General features: G+C 65.3%; 15 protein-coding genes. 9 read left to right on the top strand and 6 right to left on the bottom strand.

What is annotated here, in order from left to right:
* Positions 1-72 precede the first annotated feature (72 nt).
* Positions 73-834: an MBL fold metallo-hydrolase gene (locus ZBI01S_RS03470; protein ID WP_159421373.1), complete on the top strand. Its 762-nt coding sequence runs from the start codon at positions 73-75 to the stop codon at positions 832-834.
* A 30-nt stretch (positions 835-864) separates the two neighbouring features.
* Here the strand turns inward: ZBI01S_RS03470 and ZBI01S_RS03465 are convergent, their stop codons facing one another.
* The 4 genes from ZBI01S_RS03465 to ZBI01S_RS03450 form a co-directional block, all read right to left on the bottom strand.
* Positions 865-1,230 carry a type II toxin-antitoxin system death-on-curing family toxin gene (locus ZBI01S_RS03465; RefSeq protein WP_066056446.1) on the bottom strand — a complete coding sequence of 122 codons (366 nt, stop codon included), beginning with the start codon at positions 1,228-1,230 and terminating at the stop codon, positions 865-867.
* Positions 1,231-1,249: 19 nt separating this feature from the next.
* Positions 1,250-1,453, bottom strand: coding sequence for a CopG family transcriptional regulator (locus tag ZBI01S_RS03460; protein WP_066056443.1), 204 nt, complete (start codon positions 1,451-1,453; stop codon positions 1,250-1,252).
* A gap of 141 nt (positions 1,454-1,594) precedes the next feature.
* Entirely contained in the window at positions 1,595-3,106 is a 1,512-nt protein-coding gene (locus ZBI01S_RS03455) for a catalase (RefSeq protein WP_066056440.1), read from the bottom strand.
* 104 nt (positions 3,107-3,210) lie between these two features.
* Positions 3,211-3,714 carry a Fur family transcriptional regulator gene (locus ZBI01S_RS03450; protein ID WP_083524471.1) on the bottom strand — a complete coding sequence of 168 codons (504 nt, stop codon included), beginning with the start codon at positions 3,712-3,714 and terminating at the stop codon, positions 3,211-3,213.
* A 126-nt stretch (positions 3,715-3,840) separates the two neighbouring features.
* Between ZBI01S_RS03450 and ZBI01S_RS03445 the strand changes: the two genes are divergently transcribed.
* The 6 genes from ZBI01S_RS03445 to ZBI01S_RS03420 all read left to right on the top strand — a co-directional run bounded on the left by ZBI01S_RS03445 (position 3,841) and on the right by ZBI01S_RS03420 (position 8,834).
* Complete coding sequence (locus ZBI01S_RS03445) at positions 3,841-4,704, top strand: spermidine synthase (RefSeq protein ID WP_066056437.1); 864 nt, start codon at positions 3,841-3,843, stop codon at positions 4,702-4,704.
* 148 nt (positions 4,705-4,852) lie between these two features.
* On the top strand, positions 4,853-5,422 hold the full coding sequence (locus ZBI01S_RS03440) for a tetratricopeptide repeat protein (protein WP_066056434.1): 570 nt from the start codon (positions 4,853-4,855) through the stop codon (positions 5,420-5,422).
* 14 nt (positions 5,423-5,436) lie between these two features.
* Entirely contained in the window at positions 5,437-5,949 is a 513-nt protein-coding gene (locus ZBI01S_RS03435) for a SprT-like domain-containing protein (RefSeq protein ID WP_245610529.1), read from the top strand.
* A 73-nt stretch (positions 5,950-6,022) separates the two neighbouring features.
* Positions 6,023-7,147, top strand: a complete 1,125-nt coding sequence (locus ZBI01S_RS03430; protein WP_083524470.1) for a threonine aldolase family protein — start codon at positions 6,023-6,025, stop codon at positions 7,145-7,147.
* A 93-nt stretch (positions 7,148-7,240) separates the two neighbouring features.
* Positions 7,241-8,197, top strand: coding sequence for an ornithine cyclodeaminase family protein (locus ZBI01S_RS03425; RefSeq protein WP_066056432.1), 957 nt, complete (start codon positions 7,241-7,243; stop codon positions 8,195-8,197).
* Positions 8,198-8,285: 88 nt separating this feature from the next.
* Positions 8,286-8,834, top strand: a complete 549-nt coding sequence (locus ZBI01S_RS03420) for an EVE domain-containing protein (protein WP_159421372.1) — start codon at positions 8,286-8,288, stop codon at positions 8,832-8,834.
* 52 nt (positions 8,835-8,886) lie between these two features.
* Here ZBI01S_RS03420 and ZBI01S_RS03415 read toward each other — a convergent pair whose 3' ends face one another.
* Positions 8,887-9,186, bottom strand: a complete 300-nt coding sequence (locus ZBI01S_RS03415; protein ID WP_066056426.1) for a hypothetical protein — start codon at positions 9,184-9,186, stop codon at positions 8,887-8,889.
* Between the two features lie 134 nt (positions 9,187-9,320).
* Complete coding sequence (locus ZBI01S_RS03410; protein WP_066056423.1) at positions 9,321-9,857, bottom strand: DUF4916 domain-containing protein; 537 nt, start codon at positions 9,855-9,857, stop codon at positions 9,321-9,323.
* A 69-nt stretch (positions 9,858-9,926) separates the two neighbouring features.
* On the opposite strand from ZBI01S_RS03410, the gene ZBI01S_RS03405 reads away from it, so the two are divergent.
* Positions 9,927-15,089 carry an Lhr family ATP-dependent helicase gene (locus ZBI01S_RS03405; RefSeq protein WP_066056420.1) on the top strand — a complete coding sequence of 1,721 codons (5,163 nt, stop codon included), beginning with the start codon at positions 9,927-9,929 and terminating at the stop codon, positions 15,087-15,089.
* A 109-nt stretch (positions 15,090-15,198) separates the two neighbouring features.
* On the top strand, positions 15,199-15,455 hold a 257-nt coding region (locus tag ZBI01S_RS03400), incomplete at its 3' end, for a DNA-formamidopyrimidine glycosylase family protein (protein WP_281173219.1).

Raw genomic sequence — 15,455 nt, 5'->3', positions numbered from 1 at the left:
TGGATGCAAACGCTATGGCTTCGCGTCGAGTTCGGTTACACTCCCCCGCCGCTGCCGCATACACGTTAACAGGTGGCACGCATCCGTACTGGATACCGTGAGGTCATGGAGCACGCAATGTCGCACGACGCCACCGCCCACCAAACGAGCACGGAACCCACTGACCACTCGCTGATGATGCCCACTCTCGACGCGTTCGGTGCCTTCGAGATCCTCTACGCCGAGGTCAATGACTTCGAGAACAACTGCTATGTCATCGTCGACATTGAGTCGGGCGAAACCTGCATCGTTGATGCCGCCGACAACGCTCCCGCAATCGTGCGCCTCGTCGACGCGGCACGCACCCGCGCGGTGACTGCGGAACGCGCCGACGTGCATCCGATTGCCATTGTGACCACGCACGCTCACCACGACCACTGGGGCGCGCTTGCCGAATGCAAGCAGCACTACTCGGTGCCGAGCATCGCGGGGGCGGCGGATGCGGCCGGTATTCCGATCGGCAGCGACCGCACCGTAGTCGACGGCGACACGATCCGGATCGGCACGCACGACATCACCGTCATCGGGCTGCGCGGCCACACCCCGGGCTCGATTGCGCTGCTACTCGAACAGGACGGCGAAGTCCCCCGCCTGATCACCGGCGATTCGCTGTTCCCGGGCGGCCCGGGCAAGACCTCGACCGACGCCGAGTTCACCTCGCTGATGGATGACCTCGAAGCGCGCGTCTTTAACAAGCTGCCCGACGACACGATCGTGTACCCGGGACACGGCGCATCCACCACCCTCGGCGCCGAGCGCCCGCACCTGGCCGAGTGGCGCGAACGCGGCTGGTAAGCCGCAGTTACTGACTTAGCCCGAGCAGCACTAGCTCGCCACGAACCACTTGCGCAGGACTTCAGCGATTGCAGTCAGCGTGGTGCGTCCTTCGGCGACGGCAATCACCAATCCATAGGCATCGTCGTCTGGCGCTTCGAGCCAGACACCGTTGATATCGAGGAACACGACGACGCTCAGCCACCCAAGGCGCTTGTTTCCGTCGACAAGTGGGTGGTGTCGAACGATGGATTCAAGCAACGCTGCAGCCTTCAGCTCGAGCGTCGAATATGCAGGGTTCCCCCACAGCTCAGTTGTGGGGCGATGGGCAGCAGCTTCCAATAATCCGAGGTCGCGAATCGGCCCGACACCGAGATCGCCCGCGAGCGCGACCAGATCCTCGGTGGTCAAGTACACGGGCGATACCAACTCGCACCTACTTGCCAAGTCGTTCGAGAAGGTCGGCGTAGCGAGCGCGCGCCCGTGCAGACGAGTCCGTCACCGCTTGTACGTGCGCTCGACGACTCGCGGCTTCGTGAATTGCTCGAATCGTCGCTTCTTGGCGACTAATTCCTTGTGATTCCGCGAGCGCAGCAAGCACCTGTTCATCGTCGCTCGTCAACCGAAGCGTCATAGCCATACCCTGGATGGTATCAAACTGATACCACTGCCTGCCAGGTGCACGTGCGAGCGCAGGCAACCGCACGGAAACGCACGGATGCCCCGCCACAGCGAGCGGGGCATCCGGTTGCGAGCAACTTAACGGCTCGGCGAGGAACGACTAGGCGTTTGCCGGGTCGCCGCCAGGGATTTCACCCTTTTCGGCAGCGCCAGCGCGCACCTTAGCTTCGATGCGGGCACCGGTTTCGGCGTCCACGTTCTTCCAGTATTCGAAAGCACGCGAGAGTACGGGCTCGATGACGGTTGCCAGCGAACCGGCAACGGTGTCAACGAAACGGTCGCGAGCGGCGTCGTCCCAGACGTCGCGCACGAGCGCGCCGGCCTGACTGAAGTCGTCGTCCTCAGCGTGCAGTTCGTACGAGCTGCGAACGAGCTCGCCATCCACCTGCCACGAGTTCTCGACTACGCCCTCGTCGTCGGCGTACGGGCGACCGAACGAGTTCGGTGCGTACACCGGCGCGTTACCCGAGTGGAAGAAGCGCATGTTGCCGTCGAAGGTGTAGTGGTTGACCTTATTGATCGGCATGTTGACCGGCAGCTGGTTGTAGTTGGTGCCGATACGGGCGCGCTGCGCATCCGGGTACGAGAACACGCGACCGAGCAGCATCTTGTCTGGCGAGATGCCGGTGCCCGGTACGTAGTTCGACGGCGAGAACGCGGCCTGCTCGATTTCGGCGAAGAAGTTCGCTGGGTTTTCGTTCAGCGTGAACTTACCGACCTCGATGAGCGGGTAGTCGGCGTGTGGCCAAACCTTGGTGAGGTCGAACGGGTTGAAACGGTAGTTCTTCGCGTCCTCGTACGGCATGACCTGAACCTTGATGGTCCACGACGGGAAGTTACCCTCGGCGATCGAGTCGAAGAGGTCGCGACGGTGGAAGTCTGCGTCCTCACCGGCGATCTTTTCGGCCTCTTCGTTGCTGAGGTTTTCGACGCCCTGGTCGCTGATGAAGTGGTACTTCACCCAGAAGCGCTCGCCAGCTTCGTTCGCCCACGCGTAGGTGTGCGACGAGTAGCCGTTCATGTGGCGCCAGGTGCGCGGCAGACCGCGGTCACCCATGAGGTAGGTCACCTGGTGTGCCGATTCTGGCGTGAGGGTCCAGAAGTCGTACTGCATGGTGTTGCAGCGCAGGCCCGAGTCGGGCAGACGCTTCTGCGAGCGGATGAAGTTCGGGAACTTCATTGGGTCACGCAGGAAGAACACCGGGGTGTTGTTACCGACGATGTCGAGGTTGCCGTCTTCGGTGTAGAAACGCAGCGCGAAGCCACGAACGTCACGCCAGGTGTCCGGCGAGCCCTGCTCACCGGCAACGGTCGAGAAGCGGGCGAGCATGCGGCCCTTGACACCCGGCTGGAAAGCCTTGGCGCACGTGTACTGCGAAACGTCGCCGGTTACTTCCCATTCACCGAAGGCACCCGAGCCCTTGGCGTGCGGGTTGCGCTCTGGCACGCGCTCGCGGTTGAACGCAGCGAGCGTCTCGACGAGCTGCACATCGTGCAGCATCAGTGGGCCGTTGGCACCGGCCGAGAGCGAGTTGCGGTTGCTCTCAGCGTGCTGACCCGACTGGCGAGTTGCCGGCAGGGTTGGGTCGATGTTGTGTTCGATCTGAGTCATGTTTTCCCCTCGTTGACTCGGTCTTTTGGACAGTTGAACAGGTGGTCAGTTGGAACAGGTGGTCGGTCATTCGGCGCGAGCGTCGTTGCCCCCGCCGCCGGTGGTCATGCGGCCGCGTGCTGGCAGTCCTGGCAGGTGCCACGGTAGGTCACTTCGGCAACTCGCACGGTAAATCCGGCATCGTCGGCCGGCTGCAAACAGGGAGCCGCGCCGATTGCGCAATCAACGTCGACGATGCATCCGCATTCGTCACAAACCAAGTGGTGATGGTTGTCGTCGGTGCGGGTTTCGTAGCGCGCGGCCGAACCAGGCGGGTCGATGCGACGCACGAGTCCGCGGTTGGTGAACTCGGCGAGGCTGACGTACACGGCCTGCTTGGTGAGGTGACCTTCGGCCACCGCCAGCTCATACACTTCTTCGACGGTGGCGTGCGGGTGCGCATCGAGCGCGCGCAGCAGCGCGAGGCGGCCGCTGGTTACGCGCAGGCCAGCGGCACGGATGCGGTCAGGCCAGTTCACGTCGATGGTTTCGGCAGCACTCGCTCTGGCCGCGGCGGCCGGTGCGCCACCTGCGACAGTGGCGGAGTGCGCATGTGCTGCATTGATCATCACCACAACCCTACGCATTCTTTTGATTCATTCAAAAAAGCACACAGCGAACTGTCAGGATGCATTCGACACCCACAAATCCCAGCCCACACGAGGGCCGCGAGCAGCGCGTGGGAGAATTGCCGGGTGACCGCATCCACCGCCCCCTCAGACCTCACCCGCACGTTCGCATCCGGCACCCAAGCCCAGATCGAACTCCACGGCCGCTCCATGCACCTCGTCGTCGACGGCACTCCGCAGTCACACCTCAACCTCGACGACCCGAGCGAACTGCGATTCGGCTATATCCGCCACATGGGCCACGTGCTCGACCAGGCCTTCGACGCACGCAAACCCATCACTGTGCTTCACCTCGGTGCCGGCGCACTGACACTCCCCCGCTACGTTGAACACACCCGCCCGGGTTCGCGCCAGCAGGTACTCGAACTCGAACGCGAGCTGGTCGAGTTGGTGCGCTCGGTCGCGCCGCTGCCCGCACACGCATCCATCCGCATCCGGTACGGCGATGCGCGCGAACAGCTCGACCGCCTTCCCGGTGGCCTCGTCGGCAAGGCGGATGCGGTGGTCGTTGACCTCTTCGACGGTCCGCAAACTCCCGCGCACGTAACCTCGCTCGAGTTCTTCGAGTCGGTCGCCCGCTACGTCGCGCCCGATGGCATCGTGCTCGCCAACGTCGCCGACGGACACGACCTGGGCTTCGCGCGCTCAGAGATTGCGACGATGCGTGAGGTCTTCGGGTCAGTACTACTCGTTAGTGACCCGGCCGTGTTCAAGGGCCGCCGCTTTGGCAATATCGTTGCCGTCGCATCCCGCGAGCCGCTCGAACTTGCGGGACTTGCGCGACTGGCCGCATCCGGTTTCCCACCCGCTGTCGTACAGCACGACCGCCAGGCCGTGGAGTGGCTGCGCGGTGCACGGCCAATTACCGATGCCGCCGCGAAGCCGTCGCCGAAGCCGGGGCGCGGCACCTTTTCAGTCAAGCGAGACTAGCTCCGTCAAGCAAGACTGGTGCAGTCAAGCGAGGCTGGCCTGCACCGACCGCTGAACAGCGTGCCAGTACCAGGAACTCCAACGCCGATCACGGCACGCGCCGGGGCGGATTCCCGGTTTTCCGAATCCGCCCGGGTACCCTCGTGGCGTGACTGACGCACCCATCATCCTCAGCTTTGACCCGGAAACCCTCCGCGAGCGCATCGACGTTGATGCCGCTAATGAGCGTCTCGCCGAGGCCGAACGGTTCCGTTCACTGACCGCGCTCAACGAGCAAGTCACCCTGCTGCGTCTGCTCGGCCGCTACGACGAAGCCTTCGACAAGGCGCAGGCAGCAGCCCGCCAGTCGCGGTTCACGGGCTCGCGCGAAGACTCCCTCGAGGCACGCATCCGCCGCGCCCAGGTTGAGCACTACCGCGGCAAGCTCGAAACCGCACTCGGCGAACTCACCAATTGCGTTGACGAGGCCGTCGCCCACGAATGGGGCGCCCTGGCCGGTTTCGCGCTCTACAACCGCGGCAAGGTGCACGTCGAACTCGAACGACTCGACGACGCCCTGCATGACTTTGAGCGCGCACTGAAGTTCCGCGAAGCCGACAGCAATGCGGGCGACCAAGTCGACGCCACCAAGTTCGCGATCCGCGCCGTGCGCGCGAAGATCGAAGGCCACTCGGCACCCGACGAGCAGGCCGAGCCGTTCTCGGCAATCGACTGCTAGGCACCCGCACCCACTTGGCCACCGCATCCACCGACCGCGACTCGGTACACCGCACGACGATTACCGCTGCCGAACTCACCGAGCTCTGCGAGCAGGTGCATCCGGTGGCCACTGCCCTCGTGCAGCAGCACCTGGGGCCGAGCTGGTCGTTTCGGTTTGATCATGCACGGATGCGCGCCGGCAGCTGTCACTACACACGCAAGCAGATCACGCTCTCACGCAAGCTGCTACCGCTGATGGATGCGCAGCAAATCGAACAGACGCTGCTGCACGAAATTGCGCACGGGCTCGCGGGACACGGCGCCGGTCACGGCAAGCACTGGCAGCAAATCGCCGCCGCCATTGGCTACACCGGTGGACGCACCTACGACGGCCCGGTGCCGCAAGATCACCGCTGGCGCGGCGTCTGCCCCGCCGGTCACGAACTCCACCGACACCGGCGCCCCAGTACGCCCGTCAGCTGTAGTCAGTGCTCGCGCCGCTTCGACCGCCGGTTCCTCATCACCTGGATCGATCAGCGCAGCTAACCCACCCGCGCGATGACACCGCATCCCGTCACAATTCAGCGACGCGGCCACCACTTATGGCACGATCTTGCCCATGTCTTCGCCCGATGCATCCAATTCGCAACTGAACCACCCGGCCGCAACCGCGCCAATGCTTCACGACGCGGCGCAGTACCACTTTGGGTCAGACAACTACGCGGGCGTGCACCCCGAGGTGCTCGACCGCATCGCGCAGGCCAATGGGGGCCACGTCGCGGGCTACGGCGACGACCCCTACACGGCGCGATTGCAGCAGGTGATGCGCCAGCATTTCGGTGCGGATGCGGTGACGTACCCAGTCCTTAACGGCACCGGCGCGAACGTGCTCGCGCTGCAGTCCGTGATGCCACGCTGGGGTGGCGTCGTTGCCGCGGCCACTGCCCACATCAACACCGACGAAAATGGCGCCCCGGAACGCGTCGGCGGGCTGAAGATCCTGCCGCTGCCCACGCCCGACGGCAAGCTCACCGCCGCGCAGATCGATGCGCTCGAAATTGACCGCAGCAACGTTCACGCGGCCGAACCCTGGGCGCTGTCATTCTCAAACTCCACCGAGCTGGGCACTGTCTACAGTGCCGAAGAAACTGCCGCGCTCACCGCGGCCGCACATCGCAAGGGCCTGCTCGTTCACCTCGACGGGTCGCGTCTGGCGAACGCCGCTGCCACCACCGGTGCCTCGCTCGCCGAACTCTCTGCGGGCGTCGACATCCTCTCGCTCGGTGCCACCAAGAACGGTGCGCTCGCGGCCGAAGCGGTCGTGGTGAAGCGGCCAGAATGTGCCCGCGGCATCGAGTTCTTGCAGAAGATCAACCTGCAGCTCGCATCCAAGCAGCGATTCTTGGCTGCGCAGCTGCTCGCCCTGTACGAGGGCGACCTTTACCTGCGTAATGCGCAGCACGCGAACGCGCAGGCGCAGCTACTGGCCGAGTCGATCTCAGCGATTCCCGGATGCACCGTGGCCGGTTCCGTCGACGCGAATGCGGTCTTCGTGCAGCTTCCGGCAGGGGTTGCCGACCGGGTTCGGGCCTCGGGGAGCCGCTTCTATGACTGGCCGTTCATCCCGAATTCGGTGCGGTTGATGACCGCGTGGGACACGCCAACCAGCGCCATCGAAGCGTTCGTAGCCGAAGTCCGCCGCGCCACCGAGCACGCCGCAACCATCGATGACACCGCCAACTAAGCCGAGTTTTCGCGCCCAACGCCAAGCTCCAGCGTCTTACGATGGAGGGAGCATGCGACCGAGAGGCGCACAACGTTTAAAGGAGCCAATGCTGTGAGCATCGCGCACATCACCGAACAGCACATCCGCCAGCACGTCAGCTACGAGATGGCCGCGCAGGCGCTCGAACGCGCACTGGTCGACGATGTTGAGCCGGCCGAGGATTTCCCTCGAAACACCTACCCGCTCAAAGAGGACAACTACTTGATGTTCATGGCATCGCAGTCCTCGCACTGGGTGGGCGCAAAGTTCATGTCGGTGAACCCGGGCAACCCGGCTCGTCGTCTCGACCGCGCGCAGGGCTTCTACATTCTGATGGATGCCGACACCACTACGCCGAAGGCACTCATCGACGGTGCGGAGCTCACCGATCTGCGCACGGTCGCCGTCACCGCGCTGGTGACCCGCAAGCTGCTTGGCCGTGACGCTGAGCGTGCGGTGCTGTACGGATACGGTGCGCAGGCCCGCGCGCACGCAATCGGGTTGCGTCAGCTGCACCCACAGTTGAAGAACCTGGTGGTGCACGGCCGCGATCCGCGTCGTGCCGAAATGTTCGCGGCGAATGCGGCGGAGCACGGTTGGAATGCACGCATTGGTGACGCGATGGCTCCCGATGTTGCCGTACCGGGTGCCGACCTGGTGGTTACCGCAACGGGCGCGGCCGAGCCGCTGTTCCCCGCATCCCTGATTCAACCGGGCACGCTGGTCGTTGCCCTCGGCTCGCACAATGCGCACAACCATGAACTCGACCTCGAACTCATGGGCCGCTCCAACGTGATCGTCGAAGACATCGACACTGCCCTGCGCGAAGCGGGCGAAGTTGCGCTGGCGGTTGAGGCCGGGCTGCTGACGGCCGATGACCTCATCACGGTGCGTGATGTTGTACGCGGCACCGCGAAGATCGACCGCGACAAGCCGACTGTGTACAAGACGGTTGGTATGTCGTGGCAGGACCTCATCGTCGCCGGTGAGGTGTACGCGCGCGTGCCGAAGGTCGCGCTGCGTTCGTAAGCTGACCGCGCGAGGTTCACTCTCGCTGGTTTTCCCCCCCCACCCGTCACCTCGCTGACGGTCTCCACGTAGTCGTCAGGTACCCCCAATGGCAATTCGATACTGGATGTTCGTGCATCCGCTCGATCGCGCCCGCGAGATGGTTGCCGGCGGGTTTGTGCAGCATCCGTGGGGTGACGAGCAACCGCTCAACGTCATGGCCGAGGCCGATGGCGTGGTGCTGTATTGCCCGCGTACCGAGAATCCCGATGGCGAACCGCTGCGCTCCGTAGTGCAGGCGGGGCGCGTGCTGTCGGATGCACCGTATCGCGTCGGTGGGCGCGGCAAGTCGCCGTGGCGTCACGATGTGCAGTGGCTTGCGGATGCGCAGATCGCGCCGATTCGTCCGCTACGCGACATGCTCGAGCTCACGCGAGATTCGCGGTTTTGGGGCGAGCAGCTCCGCCCCGGGTGGGTGGAGCTGTCGCGTCGTGATTTTGAAATTTGCGAGGATGCGGTGCGTCGCCCGACGCCCGGGCCGAGCCTATTTGCGTTGCAGGCCGAGCGAGCGGGGCTGGCGCGACCGGATGCATCCACCGCACCGCCACCGGCGTGGATGGATGCCCCGATTGATCGGCCGCCGACGCCCGGCTGGTAGCGACGAATTCGTAGCCCGTCACCAGCCCGGCGGTTACCGCAGCAACTGACTGCTAGTAGTTCGATGAATATGAATGCAACACGTCCGTGCTCAGCCACCCCGCAGCGCTTCCGATAATGACCACCGTGACGCCGATCAGCAAGACGATCACCATGATGATGAGATAGGCGCGGGCGAAGTTCTGCTTGGCGCGCGTACCCATGCCGCCGCAGGCCATGACGATGATGATGATGATGTTGACCAGCGGGATCATCATCAGCAGGAAGGTACCGATCCAGCTACCGACTGAGTCCTCGTCCGGTTGCTGCTGTGGCTGGTACTGGTATGGGTGATATCCCTGCGGCATGTTCATGCTGGATCTCCGTTTTCCGTTGCGGTTAGTTCGACTGCACCGACGCGTGGTCTCATGCCATATCGCGGTTGCGATAGAACACGGGGTTTAGAGCGCCATGGTGTGCCAGAAAGTTCCCCGCGATTTTTGGTGCATCACCAGGCGGAGATGTGTCCGAGCGCACAGCGCAGAATTCGTGCGCGACCGCCTTCCAGCTCGTCGAGCAGGTCGGGGTCCTTCGCTTCTTCGGGTGTCAGCCAAGTAACTTCGAGCGCGTCCTGACGAGGTTCGCAATCGCCGGTCACCGGCACGAGGTACACCAGCGCGACGGCGTGCTGACGCTCGTCGTAAAGGTCACCGACCGGCAGCGGCGAAAATTCGGCCACGGTGAACGGCACCAGCGTCATCGGCAACTGCGGGAACGCCATGGCGCCAAGGTCTTTCTCGAGGTGGCGCACCAGGGCGTCACGCACGCGCTCACCGTATTGCACGCGTCCGGAAACAAACGATCGGGTGATGAGGCCGTCTTCGTTTGCCCGCAGCATCAGGCCGAGTGACTCGACGCGACCGGCCGCATCCAACCGCACCGGGATCGCTTCGACGTACAGAATCGGCGTTCGTCGTCGGATAAACGCGAGGTCGTCTTCGCTCAGCCAGCCAGAGGACTCGGGATCGGGTGTACGTACGTCCATGTCCCCATACTGCCCCATCACGGTGACGGCGCACCATGAATTGTCGGTGGTTGGTGGTTTGCTTGGTACATGCACGATTCGGATGCACTGTCGCGGTTTAGTGAGGCGAGCGCCACCTGGTTTCGGCGCGCGTTTGCCGAGCCGACGCGGGCGCAGCGCGAAGCGTGGGCCTCGATTCAGACCGGTGCGCACACCCTGGTGGTCGCGCCGACCGGTTCGGGTAAGACGTTGGCGGCGTTTCTGTGGGCGATTGACCGGTTGGTTGCCGAGCGATCGGGTGCCGGTGGTGCTGGTGCCGGCACGGATGCGGATGTGAGTTCTCGTGCGGATGCGGATGCGGATGCGGATGCTGCCGGTAGCGGTCGCGGCGGTGACCGTAGCGAACGCAGTGGCCGCGGCCCGTCCATCCTCTATATTTCGCCGCTGAAAGCGCTCGGCGTCGACGTGGAGCGCAACCTCACCGCGCCGCTGGTGGGTATTGCGCAGGTGCAGGCTGAACTCGACCGCCCAGCCGTCGACATCACGGTCGGGGTGCGATCGGGCGACACTCCCCCGGCGGAACGGCGCAAACAGGTGTCCAACCCGCCCGATATTTTGATCACGACGCCCGAGTCGCTGTACCTGCTGTTGACGTCGAGCGCTCGCAAGATGCTGCGCAATGTGCGGACCGTCATTGTCGACGAGGTGCACGCAGTTGCTGCGACTAAACGCGGTGCGCACCTTGCGGTATCGCTCGAGCGTCTTGATGCGCTACTCGAAGCACCGGTGCAGCGCATCGGCTTGTCGGCCACGGTTCGCCCGCTCGATGCGGTCGCGACGTTCCTCGGCGGTGCCGCGCCCGTGTCAATCGTCGCGCCGGCGAGCGAGAAAGCGTTTGACTTGCGCGTCGTGGTGCCGGTTCCGGATCTTTCGTCGATTACCCCGATGGCCCGAAGCGCGGATTCAATCGACCCCAACGACGCCGACTTGTTTGGCGACGCCACCCGCGCCATTCGCGACGATGCGGGCGACGGTAACCGCCCCGGATCGGTGTGGCCGTATATCGAATCCGACATTGTTGACCGGGTCTTGGCGCATCGCTCCACCATCGTGTTCGTGAATTCACGCGGGCTCGCCGAGCGGCTCACCGCGCGCCTCAACGAGGAATACGAGCGGCGTCTGCATCACGAGCGACTCGCATCCGAAGCCGCCGAAGCGGCTACAGCGACTGCTTTACCCGATACCGCGGCAGCCGGCACTGCCACATCTAGCAACACGGCCGAGGCCACAGTCCCATCGCGCCGCATCAAGAACGCCGATCTGATCGGCGGTTCTGGCGAGTTTGCGGGAGCCGCAACTGACCTCGCCCGGGCACACCACGGCTCGGTATCCAAAGAGCAGCGCGCCGAGGTCGAGGACGCGCTCAAGACCGGCAAGCTGCGTTGCGTGGTGGCCACGTCGAGCCTTGAGCTCGGCATCGATATGGGTGATGTTGAGCTGGTGATTCAGGTCGAGTCGCCCCCGAGCGTCGCCAGCGGCCTGCAGCGAATCGGCCGTGCCGGACACCAGGTGGGCGCCGTCTCGCACGCCGAGCTGTACCCCAAGCACCGCGCCGATGTGCTGCGCACCGCCGTGGTCGCATCCCGCATGCTGGCCGGCAATATCGAACACATGCGCGCGATCGCGCAGCCGCTCGATGTGCTCGCCCAGCACACGGTCGCGGCCGCTGCAATCGACCGCTGGCAGGTGGATGCGTGGCTCGCGTGCGTGCGAAAAGCCGCGCCGTTTGCCGGGCTCAGTACGGCACTGCTCGAATCCGTGCTCGACCTATTGGCCGGAAAATACCCGTCGGATGCGTTCGCCTCGTTGAAGCCGCGCATCGTTTGGAACCGCGACGCTGACTGGTTCGAGGGCCGCCCCGGTGCGCAGCGTCTCGCCGTGGTGTCGGGCGGCACCATCCCCGACCGCGGCCTGTTTGGGGTGTTTATGGCCACCGGTGCCGAGGAAGGCACGCCCGAATCCGATGACGGATCGCTCGCGTCAGCGACGGGCGGACGCCGCCGCGCCGGTGGGCTGCGCGTGGGCGAGCTCGACGAAGAGATGGTCTACGAATCCCGCGTGGGCGATGTCATCGCTCTTGGTGCAACATCGTGGCGAATCCGCGAGATCGGCCCCGACCGGGTCACGGTGGCGCCCGCGTTTGGTGAACCTGGCCGGCTACCGTTTTGGACTGGCGATGCCCTCGGCCGTCCGGCCGAGCTGGGCGAAGCCATCGGCGCGTGCGTGCGCGAGATTGCGACCAACCTCGCCGGGGCTCCCGCGGGTGATGCGGCCGAAACCGCAACCGTGCTGCCGCGCGAGGTTGCGGCCGTACTCGATGCCTACGCATCCGACAACCTGATTGCCTATGTGCGCGAACAGCTTGAGGTCACCGGACACGCACCCCACGACCGGCAGCTCGTGATCGAACGCGTGCGCGATGAGCTCGGCGATTGGCGAGTGATTCTGCACTCGCCGTATGGCCGGCCCGTACACGCACCGTGGGCGCTGATGGTCACTGCCCGCGTGCGCGAACGCTTCGGCATGGAAGCCAGTGCAATCGCTAGCGATGACGGCATCGTGGTGCGCATTCCCGACATCGACGACGTGCCACCGGGCGCTGAGCTATTCGCGTTCGCGGCCGATGAGATCGAGACGATCATTACCCGCGAGGTCGGCGGCTCGGCGCTGTTCGCGGCCCGGTTCCGCGAGAACGCCGCGCGTGCGCTGCTGCTGCCGCGACTGCATCCGGGTAAGCGTGCGCCGCTGTGGCAGCAACGCCTGCGCGCCGCGCAGCTACTCGAAGTGGCGCGAGCACACCCTGATTTTCCGATGATCCTCGAGACCGTGCGCGAAGTGCTGCACGATGTCTACGACTTGGATGCGCTGCGCGGGTTGCTCACGCGCGTCACGAATCGCGAGGTGCGCGTCGTAGAAGTCACCACCGAGTCGCCCTCACCGTTCGCACAGACCCTGCTCTTTGGGTACGTGGGCGAGTTCATGTACGAGGGCGACCAGCCGCTGGCCGAACGTCGCGCGGCGGCGCTGCAGATGGATGCGAACCTGCTGGCAGATCTGCTCGGTACGGCGTCGCTGCGCGAGCTGCTCGATGCCGAGGTCATCGACGAGGTCGAGCGCCAATTGCAGCACCTGACGCCCGACCGGCAGGTTCGCGGCACGGAGGGCGTGAGCGACCTGTTGCGGCTCGTCGGTCCGCTGCCGGTCGATGCAATTGCGCGGCGGCTGCAGGCATCGGAGTCCGAAACGAATGCGGGTGCAGACCATGTGCCGCTGCTCGGCGACACCGAGTCCGAATCGGCACCCACTCACGCCAACCTTGCCGAGACCGAAGCCGCAGTGCAGGAACTCATCGACGCTAAGCGCGCGGTGACCGTCCGCATCCGTAGCGAAGCTTGCATTGCTGCCGTCGAAGACGTTGCCCGCCTGCGTGACGCCCTTGGTGTGCCGCCACCACCGGGAATGCCCACCGCGCTGCTCGAACCCGTTGCCGACCCGCTCGGCGACCTGGTGCACCGCTACGCGCGCACGCACGGCCCGTTCACCGTCACTCAATTGGCCGAGTACCTCGGTATCGGCATTGCCATTGCAACGGATGCATTGCAGCGGCTCGAGCTTGCCCGCACGGTTCAGCGCGGCGAGTTCCGACCTGGCGGCATCGGCACCGAATGGGTCGACGCGAACGTGCTGCGCCGCATCCGCAACCGCACGCTGGCGAAGTTGCGCGGCGAAATCGCGCCGGTATCACAGCGGGCCCTCGCCCGGTTCATGCCGGAATGGCAGCAAGTGCACGCTCTCGGCGCTGCCGGTGCGTCGGTGGCACACGATGCCGCACCGCAACCCCGCGGCATCGACGGTCTGCTCGCCACAATCGACCAATTGCAGGGCGTGGCGCTGCCCGCATCCGCCTGGGAGTCGCTCGTACTGCCTTCCCGCGTTGCCGACTACGCGCCCGCGCTGCTTGACCAGCTGCTCGCCAGCGGCGAAGTACGCTGGCACGGTCACGGTGCGATCGGCGGAGCCGATGGCTGGTTCAGCCTGCACACGCAAGATCTCGGTCCACTCACGCTGCCGCTTGAACCGCAAACGCCGCTGGTCGAATGCTCGCCGCTCGCGCAGCAGGCGTACCGAGCGCTACAGCAGGGTGCCGCGTTCGTACCGGAATGCTGCGCCCGTATCGCCGGGCAGCAGGCTGCGGCCCAAACGGAAGACACCGGCACCGGCATCGGCACTGGCAGTGGCAGCGGCACCGGCACCGGCACCGGCACCGGCACCGGCACGGGCACTGGCACGCCGCCCAAGTCCGCGAGCGCGCCGGACCCAACGGCCGTCACCAATGCGCTGTGGGAGTTGGCGTGGGCCGGGCTCGTGACCAACGACTCCCTAACCGGAATGCGGTCACTGCTCGCAGGCGGCGCTGGCAAGAAATCAAGTGCTGCGCATCGCACGGCTTCGCGGCCGGCTCGCGGACGGATGTGGCGGGCGCAGTTCACGATGCCCGCGCAGTCGAGCGCGCCGGTACCACCCAGCGGTGCCGGACGGTGGTCGATTGCCGTACTCGGTGCATCCGAACCAACCCTGCGTGCCCAGGCCACCGGAGAGCTACTGCTCGAACGGTTGGGCGTCGTCACCCGCGGCGCTGCCGCCGACCTCGCCGGCGGATTCGCGCACGTGTACCGCGTGCTGAGCGAGTTTGAGGGAGCAGGTCATGCCCGCCGCGGCTATTTCGTCTCCGAGCTCGGCGCGGCCCAGTTCGCGACCGCCGGGGCAATTGACCGGCTGCGGGCACTGCACCGCGATGACGAATCCGAACCCGCCGATACCGCGCGCACCATTACGCTCGCGGCTACCGACCCGGCCAATCCATTCGGCGCCGCGCTCCCCTGGCCGGATGCGAACGGTCAAGAAACGACGCACCGTCCGGGCCGCAAGGCTGGCGGGTTGGTGACAATTGTTGATGGGCTGCTGGCCTGCTACGTCGAGCGCGGTGGCAAGACGCTGCTGACGTTCACCGACGATGACGCCGTGCTGCGGGCCGCCGCGAGATCGCTTGCCGACACGGTAACGGCCGCGCGCATCCCGAATCTCATCATTGAGCGCTGCAACGGCGCCTATGTACTCGGCACCGATATGGCCACCTGGCTGCAAGAAGCCGGGTTTGTGGTGAGCCCGCGCGGGCTGCGGATTCGCCCCTGAGCGCGGCCTGCTGCCCAACCAACCGCAAATCACCAGCCAACCCCAAATCACCAACCAACCCACGATCACCAGCCACGTCCGACACCGCTAGCCCAGACAGGAGCGCCACATGCCCGAAGGCGATACCGCGTATCGCGCGGCGCACCACCTTGCCCGCGCGCTTGCCGGGCGCACGCTCATCCGCAGCGAACTGCGCGTGCCGCGCTACGCCACCGTGCAATTGGCCGGTACCACCGTCAGCGGCGCACAGTCGCGCGGTAAGCACATCCTGCTTCGCACGGGAGACTGGACCATCCACTCGCACCTCGGCATGGACGGCTCGTGGCTACTCGTGCCACCGCCCCGCTCGGCGGGCGGCGCGAGCCG

The sequence above is a fragment of the [Zimmermannella] bifida NBRC 103089 genome (assembly GCF_001570925.1).
Taxonomy (GTDB): domain Bacteria; phylum Actinomycetota; class Actinomycetes; order Actinomycetales; family Microbacteriaceae; genus Gulosibacter; species Gulosibacter bifidus.
The sequence above is the reverse complement of the archived record's forward strand: the minus strand, read 5'-3'. Positions and strand labels throughout refer to the sequence as shown.

What these genes read in the sequence shown, in the direction of transcription:
- ZBI01S_RS03420 (WP_159421372.1), top strand. Translation starts at nt 8,286, where the DNA reads ATGGCAATTCGATACTGGATGTTCGTGCATCCGCTCGATCGCGCCCGC.
- ZBI01S_RS03460 (WP_066056443.1), bottom strand. Translation starts at nt 1,453, where the DNA reads ATGGCTATGACGCTTCGGTTGACGAGCGACGATGAACAGGTGCTTGCT.
- ZBI01S_RS03415 (WP_066056426.1), bottom strand. Translation starts at nt 9,186, where the DNA reads ATGAACATGCCGCAGGGATATCACCCATACCAGTACCAGCCACAGCAG.
- ZBI01S_RS03430 (WP_083524470.1), top strand. Translation starts at nt 6,023, where the DNA reads ATGTCTTCGCCCGATGCATCCAATTCGCAACTGAACCACCCGGCCGCA.
- ZBI01S_RS03455 (WP_066056440.1), bottom strand. Translation starts at nt 3,106, where the DNA reads ATGACTCAGATCGAACACAACATCGACCCAACCCTGCCGGCAACTCGC.
- ZBI01S_RS03405 (WP_066056420.1), top strand. Translation starts at nt 9,927, where the DNA reads ATGCACGATTCGGATGCACTGTCGCGGTTTAGTGAGGCGAGCGCCACC.
- ZBI01S_RS03410 (WP_066056423.1), bottom strand. Translation starts at nt 9,857, where the DNA reads ATGGACGTACGTACACCCGATCCCGAGTCCTCTGGCTGGCTGAGCGAA.
- ZBI01S_RS03450 (WP_083524471.1), bottom strand. Translation starts at nt 3,714, where the DNA reads ATGATCAATGCAGCACATGCGCACTCCGCCACTGTCGCAGGTGGCGCA.